The sequence below is a fragment of the Enterobacter cloacae complex sp. P1B genome, from assembly GCF_014982345.1.
In the GTDB taxonomy this organism is placed as follows: Bacteria; Pseudomonadota; Gammaproteobacteria; order Enterobacterales; family Enterobacteriaceae; genus Enterobacter; species Enterobacter bugandensis.
Genome location: NZ_JADCLF010000008.1, coordinates 120471 through 133537 on the forward strand (window position 1 = coordinate 120471; position 13067 = coordinate 133537).

Annotated in this window: 11 protein-coding genes and 1 pseudogene; 5 read left to right on the forward strand and 7 right to left on the reverse strand. The window is 57.7% G+C overall.

All coding sequences use genetic code 11. From position 1 onward, the window contains the following. Positions 1-58: 58 nt before the first annotated feature. Together purN and purM are read right to left on the reverse strand one after the other, a co-directional pair. Positions 59-700, reverse strand: coding sequence for a phosphoribosylglycinamide formyltransferase (gene purN / locus INF77_RS09035; RefSeq protein WP_028014032.1), 642 nt, complete (start codon positions 698-700; stop codon positions 59-61). After that, entirely contained in the window at positions 697-1734 is a 1038-nt protein-coding gene (purM, locus tag INF77_RS09040; protein ID WP_041908759.1) for a phosphoribosylformylglycinamidine cyclo-ligase, read from the reverse strand. Before purM ends, purN begins: the two co-directional genes overlap by 4 nt. A gap of 266 nt (positions 1735-2000) precedes the next feature. On the opposite strand from purM, the gene INF77_RS09045 reads away from it, so the two are divergent. The 4 genes from INF77_RS09045 to INF77_RS09060 all read left to right on the forward strand — a co-directional run bounded on the left by INF77_RS09045 (position 2001) and on the right by INF77_RS09060 (position 6445). Next, positions 2001-3431 carry a 6-phospho-beta-glucosidase gene (locus INF77_RS09045; RefSeq protein ID WP_028014031.1) on the forward strand — a complete coding sequence of 477 codons (1431 nt, stop codon included), beginning with the start codon at positions 2001-2003 and terminating at the stop codon, positions 3429-3431. A gap of 217 nt (positions 3432-3648) precedes the next feature. Then, positions 3649-4275, forward strand: a complete 627-nt coding sequence (gene upp, locus INF77_RS09050; protein WP_008501641.1) for a uracil phosphoribosyltransferase — start codon at positions 3649-3651, stop codon at positions 4273-4275. Between the two features lie 82 nt (positions 4276-4357). Then, positions 4358-5647 carry a uracil permease gene (gene uraA / locus INF77_RS09055; RefSeq protein WP_017692944.1) on the forward strand — a complete coding sequence of 430 codons (1290 nt, stop codon included), beginning with the start codon at positions 4358-4360 and terminating at the stop codon, positions 5645-5647. A 96-nt stretch (positions 5648-5743) separates the two neighbouring features. Next, positions 5744-6445, forward strand: a complete 702-nt coding sequence (locus tag INF77_RS09060; protein WP_211438414.1) for a DnaA inactivator Hda — start codon at positions 5744-5746, stop codon at positions 6443-6445. A gap of 76 nt (positions 6446-6521) precedes the next feature. On the opposite strand, the pseudogene INF77_RS09065 reads toward INF77_RS09060, so the two are convergent. The 3 genes and pseudogenes from INF77_RS09065 to celB form a co-directional block, all read right to left on the reverse strand. Beyond that, positions 6522-7945, reverse strand: a pseudogene (locus INF77_RS09065) (M17 family metallopeptidase). Further along, positions 7945-8901 (reverse strand): N(4)-(beta-N-acetylglucosaminyl)-L-asparaginase, encoded by a 957-nt coding sequence (locus INF77_RS09070; RefSeq protein WP_193532288.1) that lies wholly within the window; start codon positions 8899-8901, stop codon positions 7945-7947. The pseudogene INF77_RS09065 and the gene INF77_RS09070 overlap by 1 nt, the downstream one beginning before the upstream one ends. Positions 8902-8904: 3 nt before the next feature. Then, the gene (gene celB, locus INF77_RS09075; RefSeq protein WP_047368073.1) at positions 8905-10224 is read right to left on the reverse strand and encodes a PTS cellobiose transporter subunit IIC; all 1320 of its coding nucleotides are present in this window, start codon (positions 10222-10224) and stop codon (positions 8905-8907) included. A gap of 147 nt (positions 10225-10371) precedes the next feature. Between celB and INF77_RS09080 the strand changes: the two genes are divergently transcribed. Next, positions 10372-11196 carry an XRE family transcriptional regulator gene (locus tag INF77_RS09080; RefSeq protein ID WP_193532289.1) on the forward strand — a complete coding sequence of 275 codons (825 nt, stop codon included), beginning with the start codon at positions 10372-10374 and terminating at the stop codon, positions 11194-11196. Here INF77_RS09080 and arsC read toward each other — a convergent pair. Both arsC and bepA read right to left on the reverse strand, forming a co-directional pair. Further along, positions 11193-11549, reverse strand: a complete 357-nt coding sequence (gene arsC, locus INF77_RS09085) for an arsenate reductase (glutaredoxin) (protein ID WP_048959914.1) — start codon at positions 11547-11549, stop codon at positions 11193-11195. The genes INF77_RS09080 and arsC overlap by 4 nt on opposite strands. Positions 11550-11562: 13 nt before the next feature. Beyond that, positions 11563-13026, reverse strand: a complete 1464-nt coding sequence (bepA, locus tag INF77_RS09090; protein ID WP_041908772.1) for a beta-barrel assembly-enhancing protease — start codon at positions 13024-13026, stop codon at positions 11563-11565. Between the last annotated feature and the right edge of the window lie 41 nt (positions 13027-13067).

Here is a 13067-nt window from a genome sequence, read left to right on the forward strand (position 1 = left end):
ATTTAGCGGGTTGGGGGAGGGAATATCGGGTAAGCGAAGCGCCACCCGACATAGCAAACTACTCTTCGGCCGCATAACCCTGCGGGGGCAACTTCACGCCGTCCAGCCAGGCTGCGCCGTCGCGCATCTCCAGACGCCCGTCGACAAACCAGCTTACCACCAGCGGATAAATGGCGTGCTCCTGCGTCTGCACGCGTTCGGTCACGTCGTCTTCGTTGTCGCCGTCAAAGACCGGGACTTTCGCCTGCAGGATCACCGGGCCACCGTCCAGCTCGTCGGTCACGAAATGGACGGAGGTACCGTGCTCCTCGTCACCGTTTTCCAGCACCTGACGATGGGTATGCAGGCCGGGATATTTTGGCAACAGGGAAGGGTGAATATTCAGCAGTCGACCGGCGTAGTGTTCGACGAAGGCCGGGCTCAGAATACGCATATAGCCCGCCAGCACCACGAGGTCGGGCGCGTAGGCGTCAATCTCCTGCACCAGCTCGCGGTCAAAGGCTTCACGTCCGGCGAACTGGCTGGCTTCCAGCGCGTGAGCGGGAATGTTCGCTTCCCGCGCGCGCTCAAGGCCGAACGCGTCGGCCTTGTTGCTGAAAACTGCCCGAATGGTGCCATTGATTTTCTTCTGTTTGCAGGCGTCTATGATGGCCTGCAAATTGCTTCCGTTGCCGGAAATGAGCACCACGATGTTTTTCATTCAATGACCACACGCTGTTCGGAATCGGAGGCTTTAATCGTACCGATTTTCCACGCGTTTTCACCTTTCTCGGTCAGCAGCTTAACCGCTTTATCCGCTTCGCTTGCCGGCAGGGCGATAACCATGCCCACGCCGCAGTTAAAGGTGCGGTACATTTCGTGAGAGCTCACGTTGCCTGCATTCTGCAGCCAGTTAAAGACGGCTGGCCACTGCCATGAGGATTCGTCGATCACCGCCTGGGTGTTGTCCGGCAGCACGCGCGGGATGTTTTCCCAGAAGCCGCCGCCGGTCAGGTGAGCAATAGCGTGAACGTCAACGTTCTCGATAAGCTCCAGCACGTTTTTCACGTAGATGCGGGTTGGGGCCAGCAGGTGGTCGGCCAGCGGTTTACCGTCCAGCTCGGTGGTCAGCGGATCGCAGCCGCTTACTTCGAGGATTTTACGCACCAGAGAGTAGCCGTTAGAGTGCGGGCCGCTGGAGGCCAGCGCGATCAGCACATCGCCATCGGCCACTTTGCTGCCGTCGATAATTTCTGATTTTTCTACTACGCCGACGCAGAAGCCCGCGACGTCATAATCTTCGCCGTGGTACATGCCCGGCATTTCAGCGGTTTCACCGCCCACCAGCGCACATCCGGACTGCAGACAGCCTTCGGCGATACCGTTAATGACGCTGGCTGCGGTATCCACATCCAGTTTGCCGGTCGCGTAGTAATCGAGGAAGAACAGCGGCTCTGCGCCCTGAACCACCAGGTCGTTCACACACATCGCAACCAGATCGATACCGATCGTGTCGTGACGTTTTAAATCCATCGCCAGGCGCAGCTTGGTGCCTACGCCGTCAGTACCCGAGACCAGAACAGGTTCACGATATTTTTGCGGCAGCGCGCACAGTGCGCCGAATCCACCCAGACCACCCATCACTTCCGGGCGGCGGGTTTTCTTCACCACACCTTTGATTCGGTCAACCAGCGCATTACCTGCGTCAATATCAACACCGGCATCTTTGTAGCTGAGAGAAGTTTTGTTGGTCACGGCTTAAATCCCCACGCGATTGCATAGCTAGTAAGAAAAATCGGCGCAATTCTAACAGTCCAGGCAAACGTTTGCGAGCCTATTCTGGACGTGGGGATCTTTTTTTCTGTATAGCCCGTAAATGCAGCCAAACTTGACTCCGTTCACGAAAATGAAACCGGTTTCGGCGATCTGCTTGCAACGAATATCCCCTTTGCACATCATCGAACTGAAACCGGTTTCTGTAATTGTTTTTGCAGAAAATAACGCAGAATGAGGGAAAGCGAATGTCAGGATTCAAAGCAGATTTTCTGTGGGGTGGGGCCGTTGCAGCTCACCAGCTTGAGGGCGGCTGGAAAGAGGGCGGTAAGGGCGTAAGCGTTGCCGACGTCATGACCGCGGGCGCCCACGGCGTGCCGCGTGAAATCACCAACGGCGTGCTGGAGGGGAAAAACTACCCTAACCATGAGGCTATCGACTTCTACCACCGTTATAAAGAAGACATCAAACTCTTTGCCGAGATGGGGTTCAAATGCTTTCGTACCTCCATCGCCTGGACGCGTATCTTCCCGAAAGGCGACGAGCTGGAGCCGAACGAGGCAGGCCTGAAATTCTATGACGATCTGTTCGACGAATGCCTGAAGTACGGCATTGAACCGGTTATTACGCTTTCCCACTTCGAGATGCCGTTCCACCTGGTGACGGAATACGGCGGCTGGCGCAATCGTAAGCTGATCGACTTCTTTGTCCGCTTTGCGAAGGTCGTTTTTGAGCGCTACCAGCATAAAGTGAAGTACTGGATGACCTTTAACGAGATCAACAACCAGGCCAACTTCCACGAAGACTTTGCGCCATTTACCAACTCCGGGCTGAAGTACGCGCCGGGTGAAGACCGCGAGCCGGTGATGTTCCAGGCGGCGCACTACGAACTGGTGGCCAGCGCCCTGGCGGTGAAGGCGGGCCGCGAGATTAACCCGTCGCTGCAGATCGGCTGCATGATTGCCATGTGCCCCATCTACCCGCTGACCTGTGCGCCGGACGACATGATGATGGCGATGAACGCCATGCACCGTCGCTACTGGTTTACCGACGTTCACGTGCGCGGCAAATATCCGCAGCATCTGCTCAACTACTTCGAGCGTCGCGGCTTCGCGCTGGATATCACCGAAGAAGATAAGGCGGCGCTCACGCAGGGCTGCGTGGATTACATCGGGTTCAGCTACTACATGTCTTTCGCCACCAAAGCGACGGCAGATAACCCGGCGCTGGACTACGACGAGAGCAAGAGCCTGGTCTCCAACCCGTACGTGCAGAAATCCGACTGGGGCTGGCAGATTGATCCGGTCGGGCTGCGCTACTCTCTGAACTGGTTCTGGGATCACTACCAGCTGCCGCTGTTTATCGTTGAGAACGGCTTTGGCGCGATCGACGTGCAGGAGAGCGACGGCACGGTGAACGACCAGTACCGCATCGATTACCTTTCCGCACACATCCGCGAGATGAAAAAAGCGGTGGTGGAAGACGGCGTGGATCTGATGGGCTATACCCCGTGGGGCTGTATCGACCTGGTGTCTGCCGGAACGGGCGAAATGAAAAAACGCTACGGCTTTATCTTTGTCGATAAAGATAACGAAGGTAACGGCACCCTGAACCGCAGCAAGAAGAAATCGTTCGACTGGTATAAGCAGGTGATTGCGAGCAACGGCGATAACCTCTAATTGTCGGGTGGCGCTAACGCTTACCCGACCTACAATACACGTAGGCCCGCGTAAGCGCAGCGCCACCGGGCAAGACCCCGCACCCAAGCCGGAGCCCAGCCTCCGGTTTTTTTGTTTTTGATTGATATACGTCAAGCAAGTTGGGTATGGCGCAATCCGAAAAAAGCGGTATAATCCCGCGATTTTTTTGCGGATGCCACCTCAGAGGAGAAAGAGAATGAAGATTGTGGAAGTGAAACACCCACTCGTTAAACACAAGTTGGGCCTGATGCGTGAGCATGACATCAGCACGAAGCGTTTTCGCGAACTGGCTTCTGAAGTGGGCAGCCTGCTGACCTACGAAGCAACCTCCGATCTGGAAACAGAAAAAGTGACCATCGAAGGCTGGAACGGTCCGGTGCAGGTTGAGCAGATCAAAGGTAAGAAAATTACCGTAGTGCCTATCCTGCGTGCCGGTCTTGGCATGATGGAAGGCGTGCTGGAGCACGTACCGAGCGCGCGCATCAGCGTGGTCGGTATCTACCGTAACGAAGAGACGTTGGAGCCGGTACCTTACTTCCAGAAGCTGGTCTCTAACATCGACGAGCGCATGGCGCTGGTGGTTGACCCAATGCTGGCAACCGGCGGTTCAATGATCGCCACCATCGATCTGCTGAAAAAAGCGGGCTGCAGCAGCATTAAGGTGCTGGTTCTGGTTGCTGCTCCGGAAGGGATCGCGGCGCTGGAAAAAGCGCACCCGGACGTTGAGCTGTACACCGCCTCTATCGACCAGGGGCTGAACGAGCACGGGTACATCATCCCGGGGCTCGGCGATGCCGGCGATAAGATCTTTGGTACGAAATAATCGAATAACGATAAATAAGCCGACTTTGATAGTCGGCTTTTTTTTGAATAAAAACCAACAATACTACACAGAGGAAAACACTATGACGCGCCGTGCTATCGGGGTGAGTGAAAGACCGCCGCTTTTACAGACTATCCCGCTTAGTTTGCAGCACCTGTTCGCTATGTTTGGCGCAACCGTGCTGGTGCCAATCCTGTTTCACATTAACCCGGCTACCGTGCTGCTGTTCAACGGCATCGGTACGCTGCTGTACCTCTTTATCTGTAAAGGCAAAATCCCGGCGTATCTGGGGTCGAGCTTTGCTTTTATCTCGCCGGTGCTGTTGCTGCTGCCGCTGGGTTATGAGGTCGCGCTGGGCGGCTTTATCATGTGTGGTGTGCTGTTCTGCCTGGTTTCCTTCATTGTGAAGAAAGCCGGTACCGGCTGGCTGGACGTGATGTTCCCGCCTGCGGCGATGGGCGCCATCGTTGCCGTTATCGGCTTGGAGCTGGCGGGCGTGGCGGCGAATATGGCCGGCCTGCTGCCTGCGGACGGCCAGTCACCGGACTCCAAAACCATTATCATCTCGCTGGTGACGCTGGGCGTGACGGTATTTGGCTCCGTGCTGTTCCGCGGTTTTATGGCGATTATCCCGATCCTGATCGGCGTGCTGGCGGGCTACGCGCTCTCCTTCGTCATGGGCGTTGTGGATACCACCCCGATTGCCGAGGCGCACTGGTTCGCGCTGCCAACTTTCTACACCCCACGCTTTGAATGGTTCGCCATTTTCACCATTCTGCCTGCCGCGCTGGTGGTAATTGCGGAGCACGTTGGCCACCTGGTGGTGACGGCGAACATCGTGAAGCGCGACCTGATCCGCGACCCGGGTCTGCACCGCTCCATGTTTGCCAACGGTTTCTCCACCATCATCTCCGGTTTCTTCGGTTCCACGCCAAACACCACCTACGGTGAAAACATCGGTGTAATGGCGATTACCCGCGTCTACAGTACCTGGGTTATCGGCGGCGCGGCGATCATCGCCATTCTGCTCTCCTGCGTGGGCAAGCTGGCGGCAGCGATCCAGATCATTCCTGTGCCGGTAATGGGCGGCGTTTCTCTGCTGCTGTACGGCGTGATCGGTGCCTCCGGTATTCGCGTGCTGATTGAATCCAAAGTGGATTACAGTAAGGCGCAAAACCTGATTCTGACCTCCGTTATCCTGATCATCGGCGTGAGCGGCGCGAAGGTGCACATCGGTGCGGCCGAGCTGAAGGGCATGGCACTGGCGACCATCGTGGGCGTGGGCCTGAGCCTGATTTTCAAGCTGATCTCGGTGATCCGCCCGGAAGAGGTGGTCCTGGACGCTGACGAAAGCGAAAAAGCCCCACACTGATCCATTAACTGGGCGAAGGATCGCCCGGTTCTCTCCTGGCGGGTTCCGTGTTAAACTCATCGCCGATTTTATGTAAGATCTCTGGTTGAGGTATTTCTGAACGGACCGGCACAGCTCTCTCTGCCACTCTATCTCCCTGACGACGAAACTTTTGCGAGTTTCTGGCCGGGTGATAACCCCTCTTTACTGGCTGCACTGCAAAACGTGCTGCGTCAGGATCACAGCGGATACATCTATATCTGGTCACGCGAAGGCGCGGGGCGCAGCCATCTGCTGCATGCCGCCTGCGCAGAGCTTTCGGCGCGCGGCGATGCGGTCGGCTACGTGCCGCTGGATAAACGTACCTGGTTTGTGCCTGAAGTGCTTGAGGGCATGGAACATCTCTCGCTGGTCTGCATCGATAATATCGAATGCGTGGCGGGGGACGAGCCGTGGGAAATGGCGATCTTTAACCTCTACAACCGCATTCTGGAGTCGGGCAAAACCCGGCTGCTGATCACCGGCGATCGTCCGCCGCGCCAGCTTAACCTTGGGCTGCCGGATCTGGCGTCTCGTCTGGACTGGGGACAAATCTACAAGCTCCAGCCGCTATCAGATGAAGATAAGCTGCAGGCGTTACAGCTGCGAGCAAAGCAGCGCGGCTTTGAGCTGCCGGAAGACGTGGGCCGTTTCCTGCTCAAGCGTCTGGACCGTGAGATGCGCACCCTGTTTGATACGCTCGATCAGCTCGATCGCGCCTCCATTACCGCCCAGCGCAAGCTGACCATTCCGTTTGTGAAAGATATTCTTAAGCTGTAGTTATGCCGGGTGGCGGCTGCGCCTTACCCGGCCTACATATGGCGCCCGTAGGCCCGGTAAGCGCAGCGCCACCTGGCTAAAGATCCCCCAGCAAGTGCTCCACCAGCAGCGGAATCGGCCTTCCCGACGCCACGCTCCTGCCATTCTCGCGCCACAGCGCCGTGCCGCTGATGTCCAGATGCGCCCACGGGATCGTCTGCGGGCAAAAATGGTGCAGCAGCCACGCCGCAGAGGCGCTGATTGCCGCATTGTTGGTTGGCGTGTTGCACAGATCGGCAATCGCGCTGTCGGTCTGCTTTTTCAGCCGCGCGTCCAGCGGCAGGGACCACACTTCGTCACCGCTCCGCTTACCCGCCTGCGTCAGCGCGGCGCGCAGCGGCTCGTCCTGCGTCATTAATCCACTCAACTCATACCCCAGCGCTTTCACCACCGCACCGGTTAAGGTCGCCATATCAATGATATAGCGCGCCTGCGGATGGCGCTGGCTGGCCCAGGCGATGGCGTCCGCCAGCACCAGTCGGCCTTCGGCATCGGTGTTGTTGATTTCAACCGTCATGCCGTTGCAGGCCGTTGCTACCGAGCCGGGCTGCATGGCGTCCGGTCCGATGGCGTTTTCCGCCAGCGCCAGCACGCCCATGATGCGTACGGGCAGCGCCAGCTCTGCTACGGTCAGCATCAGCCCCAGCACGTTGGCCGCACCGCACATGTCGTATTTCATGGTGTACATGCCTGCGCCTTCCTTCAGCCACAGGCCGCCGGTATCGAAGGTAATGCCTTTACCTACGTAGCAGCGCACCGGGCCGTCAGAAACGCCGTCGTAATGAATAGCCAGCAGACGTGGCGGGCAGGTCGCCCCTTTGCCGACGGCGTTCAGCAGCCCAAGACCCTGCTCAACAATAGCCTTTTCGTTCAGCACCTCGCAGCGCAGCGCAGGGCAGGGTAGGCGGCACACAGTTTTTGCGCCTCTTCGACCATAAACTGCGGCGTACAGCGATCGGAGGGTATATCCGCCAGGCGACGCGCTGCGACCATGCCGTGAGCGATGGCCTGCTGCTGGCGGAAAATTGTTTCCAGCTTCGCCTGCTGTTCCGGCAGGCAGAGGGCGGTGATGTGCTTAATACGAACGCACTCACTGGTTTTTTTCAGCTGTAAATCGCTCAGCCTGTGCGCCTGATTAAAGAGAAAACGCAGCACCTGCGCCAGCACGACGTCGTCGATATTTGTTGCGTCCAGCACGATATCTGCGCTGACGGGAGTGGCAAACAGCGGTCGCAGGGCGGCAAGCAGGCCTTCAGTGAGCGCGTCATGCCAGAGCGCATCCGGCAGCAGGGTGATGCGCGCAAAGGGCGCGCAGCCAAAGCGGGTGTCCGCGATGCCGTCAGAGTCACGCATTTCCGCAACAAGCGCGGTTTGCGGCAACTGTGCACAGGAGACGCGGGCGATTAAATGGCTTCGCGGCTTCGCGTCAGAAAGCGCGGTGATAAACTGATACGCGATCATCATGACTCCTCAATCGGTGCGCGGATCCGCGCGGCGTAGGCCTGCATCCACTCTTCGTCCACGGCGTGATAGTGCGTTTTCTCCAGCAGGCGCTCGGTACGAAAAACGGTGAGGGGCTGACGGGCCGTCGCCACCACAAACGAGAAGGTTTTGATGTTAGTGGCGGCGCCAAATTCGCCCCTGTTGTTCATGCACACCACGGAGAGATCGCCCACGCGACCGAAGCGCGACATCAGCTTGTCTTCCAGCTCGAACACCACGGAGTCTGCCGCCTGCTGCGGCGTCATACCCTGCGCCATGCGACGAACGATTTCGTAGCTCGTGCAGCCCTTCATTAGATCTTCACCGACGCCCGTAGCGGTGGCCGCGCCGGTTTCGCTGTCGCAGTAAAAGCCGGAGCCGATAATCGGCGAGTCCCCAATGCGGCCGCGTTTTTTCATAAACAGGCCGCTGGTGGAGGTGGCAACGCTCATTGCCCCCTGCTTATCGAGGCCGATAATGCCGACGGTGTCGTGTCCGTCGTACGGGCTTAAGCCCTTATCCAGCGTCTCGCGGCAGCGTTTGCGGTAGTGCTGCATAGCCCGTTCGGTGAGCATGCTTTTGTCGGCAAAGCCCTGACTCAGCGCCCATTCACGCGCGCCCTGGCCGACCAGCAGGCTGTTGTAGCGCTGGCGGCTGAGCGCGTGCGCCACGCGCACCGGGTTGGCGATATCCACCAGGTTCCCCACGGCACCGAACGCCAGCGTGTCGCCGTCCATGAATGCCGCGTCCAGCTCGACTTCGCCGTTTTCGGTCGGCAGTCCGCCGTAGCCGACGGATTTATAAAACGGAAAGTCTTCGACGGCGGCGACGGCATCAACCACCGCCGTAGCGACCGGTTTTCCCGCCGCCAGGGCAGACGCAGATTCCGTTACCCCTTCAAGCGCCATTCGCCAGGTTGCGATAATTCCCCACATGCTTTACTCCTGTTTTGCAAGGGTGGTGTCGGTTTGCGTAACGGTGGCAATTTCCGCCGCGCGGTACTGTTTGTCCACGATACGCATGAAAGGCAGGTACAGCATGGCGCCAATCAGCAGGTTGATCAGCTGCATCACGCTGCCGCTCAGGTGTCCGGTGACGATAAAACCGCTGATCACCGGCGGCAGCGTCCAGGGGATAAACACCCCGGTGGTGACGGCGACCGCGCCAACCTTCATCGCCGCATACTGCACGGTGACCAGCACCAGCGGCACCAGGTTGAACGGAATAAGCATGATCGGGTTCATGATCACCGGCAGGCCAAACAGAATCGGCTCGTTGATGTTAAACACCGACGCCCCGGCGCCGAGGCGCGCCACTTCGCGCATGTTTTTACTGCGGGCGAAAATCAGCATCGCAATCACCAGCGACAGCGTAGCACCCGCGCCGCCCATCCAGATCATGTCAAAAAACTGTTCCGTGATAATGTGCGGCGGCGTCGTCCCCGCCTGAATCGCGGCGATGTTGTCGGTCTGGTTTTCCATCCACAGCGGACGAATGATGCCGTTAATCATCGAGCCGGAGTTAATGCCCACTGACCAGAGAATGGTGATGCTGAAGACGGTCATCAGCGCACCGAAATAGGAGGTGCCGTAGTGGCGCACCGGGGTAGCAACCACTTCATAAATAAACTGGTGGATGGTGTTGTAGTGAGTGTTTTCGAAGACGATGCGGATACCCAGCACCAGAATCATCACCAGCAGGGCGGGGATCAGCGCCGCGAACGACTCCTGCACCGCTGGAGGCACGCCGTCCGGCATTTTAATGACCAGATTTTTGCGCTTCAGCCAGCAGAACAGCTCCGTCCAGAGCAGCGAGCCGATCATCGCCACGAACAATCCTTTGCTGCCAATCCACTCCACCGGCATCACGGTAATCCCGCCGTTTTCCGCCACCTTAATAAACGGCGTCAGGATCAGAAACGCGACAAGCGCCAGAATGCCGCAGGAGATGCGGTCCTCGCCGTAGTGTTCCGCCAGGCGGAAGGCGACCAGAAAGCTGATGAACAGCGACATGGTGGAGAACACCGCGTTGAATGGAATTTCAATAATCGCGCTCCAGCTCTCACCAAAGGCCTGAGACATAAACTGCTGATAGGCCTGGTTAGGGAAGGAGGAGATAACCAGCAGAATGGAGCCGACGATAATAAACGGCATGAATGACACGTAGGCACCGCGAATGGCCCCGAGATGACGCTGCTGGGCCGTTTTCGCCGCCAGGGGCATCAGTTTTGCTTCAAGAAATCCCAGAACATTGTTCATTGTGAACTCCGTACAAGATTGAGGGGTGTTGTTTATGTTATGTCTGTGGATTATCAGTGAAGCGCGGCGAGCGAAAGGTGAAATCGGTCACAAAGCAATCGCCTGTGTTATATAAATCTCATATGATTAGTTAACGGAATTGTTGCGATGGAAATTAAACTGCATGCCAATGCGACCACCACGCCGCGCATCCGCCGCTATCTGCAACAGTCAGATAAAAGCGACAGAGAGCTTGCTGTTGAGCTGGGGATCTCGGTCACGACCGTCAGGCGCTGGCGCAACCGCGACCAGGTTTCGGATAACCACACCACGCCAAAAGTGATACACAAAGCGTTGAGACAGGAACAGATTGCGCTGGTGAATGCGCTGCGCGACATCTCAGGGGCGCCGTTAGATGAACTGCTGCAGATGGTTAACGACGTGCTGGGGATCCGCGTTTCAAGGGCAACGCTGAATCGCTATCTCAAACCGGCCTCCGCGAAGCTAAAAGGGGGGCCGTTGCAGGGAATAACAGCGCTGAAGGCTGGCATGCGGCCGCATACGCTGATGCTCCATCATCTGCCTTTATCCCTGCACATGGACGATGGGGGTGAACAACACCTGCTCTGGGCGCGCGAACCGGTGAGCGGCTGGTGCTATGCCCGGCTCTATGCGGGACTGTCGCCCCAGTTGCTCAATACCTGGACGCGGGCGCTGCTTGATGACTGTCCGGCTGATATACAATCTATTGAGACTTTTGGTTTTGAGCTGACGGAGGCTGCAAAAGATGTGGCTGTAAAAACGCATCCCCAAAAACACAACGCGCTTCAGGTAGCGGTGCCATTAGGCGATGTTATTCCTCGCGTGAATGATGAACCGGCGGGAGAGGTGTTGATCGCGCTGTGCGAGTTTTATAACCGGGGCAAAACGCAGAAAAAGCTGGGAGAGAGTACGCCGCAGGCGTTTCTGGAAGCGCTGCGGCGTAAGGACTAGAGAATTTCGAGCACATCTTCCGGCGGACGGCCAATCCGCGCCTTGCCATTCGCCACCACAATCGGGCGCTCAATCAGCTTTGGATTGTCGACCATCGCCTGTACCAGCTCAGCCTCGGTGAGGCGGCTGTCATCCAGATTAAGCGATTTATACAGATCCTCTTTCTGACGCATCAGTTCGCGCGCGCTGCCCATCCCCAGCATGTGCAGCAGCTCGCGGATCGTCTGCGCGTCCGGCGGCGTCTCCAGATACAGCACCACTTCCGGGTCGATGCCGTTAGATTTCAGCAGGCTGAGGGTGTCGCGGCTCTTGGAGCAGCGAGGGTTATGGTAAATTTTTACCGCGTCTGTCATGACTTCTCCTTTATTACATCTTCTCGTACGGCTTAAAGCGTTGTTGCAGGCCGCGCAGCTGGTCGATGCGCGCGTCGTAGCGGGCCTGCTGCAGGCTGCCGAGCTTCACCTGCGAGCTGGCGCTGCTGAGCAGGGAAATAGCCTGATCGAGACGGCCCGCCAGCGCCAGCCCTTCAGCACGCGCCGCCAGTTCCTGATCGCGGTTACCCAGTTGCCCCTGCGCCTGAGCGAGCAGCTCCCAGCCGTTCTGGTCGTCTTTATTGTTAAACGTGTAGCGGTTCAGAATGGTTACGGCCTGCGCAGGCTGACCGCCCTGCAAGTAAGCGTTCGCCAGGTTAAGCTGCAGCACCGGGTTGGTCCGTATGTCTTTCGCCCCTTTCAGGCGGTTAATCGCATCAGTGGCTTTCTTCTGCCCCAGATCGATATCCGTCGAGAGATCGAGATACCACGGATTGTTCGGGTCGGCTGCTAGCAGCGGCTGCAGCGCTTTACGCGCCTCGTCGTATTTACTGGCTTCCATCGCCTGTAGCGCCTGACCATACTGCGCGGCATTTTTTTCCCGCACGTTGCCTTTCGCCAGGGTATCCAGCAGATCGCTGGTGAGCTGGTTACGTCCGGAGTTGTACATGCCGAGCGTTCTTACTTTCGCCATGTAGAAGTCCTGCGAAGACTGCACGACCACCGGGCGCATCTGGTTGGCACGGTTGCGTGCATCCGAGAGACGGCTTTCCGGCAGCGGGTGGGTGAGCAAAATTTCCGGCGGACGGGAAGAATACCGTGCCTGGTCGAGCAGTTTTTCCAGGAAGCTCGGCATGGCCTGCGGGTCAAAGCCGGAGCGCTGTAAAACCTGAATGCCGATGCGGTCAGCTTCCTGCTCGTTTTGCTGGGTGAAGCTGATCATCCCCTGACGTGTTCCCGCAAGCGTACCGGTCAGGGCCGCCATCCCGGCCTGCGGGCTGGCCATCGCCAGCAGAATAGAGCCCAGTGCACCCACCCAGGTGAGCGGGGCGTTACGTTTCTGGTCTTCCATTGCACGCGCGAGGTGGCGCTGGGTAACGTGCGAAATTTCGTGCGCCATTACCGAAGCCAGCTGGCTTTCGTTGTCTGAGTAACGGAATAACGCCGAATGCAGCACCACGTTTCCGCCGAAAAAGGCGAAGGCGTTGATTTCGTCGTTATTAATCAAATAGAAGTGGAAGGGCGTTTTTACCGAATCGGCGTGCGCCACCAGGCGCATCCCCAGCCCGTTAATGTACTGCACCAGCAAAGGGTCGTTGATCAGCGGGGCGCTACCGCGCAGCTGGCGCACATAGTAATCACCCATCTGCATCTCTTGCCCGATAGAGAGCGTGCTTCCTGCCGTGGTGCCCATGTCCGGCAATGAATCGGACGAGTCAGCGAAAGCGGGCAACACCTGACCGACCGTCACTGCGGCAATCAGTGTTGCAACCAGTGTTTTTCTCAACTGCCTGAACATAACCACTGTCCTGTATGTTGGAGGTGCTAATTTGACCGATG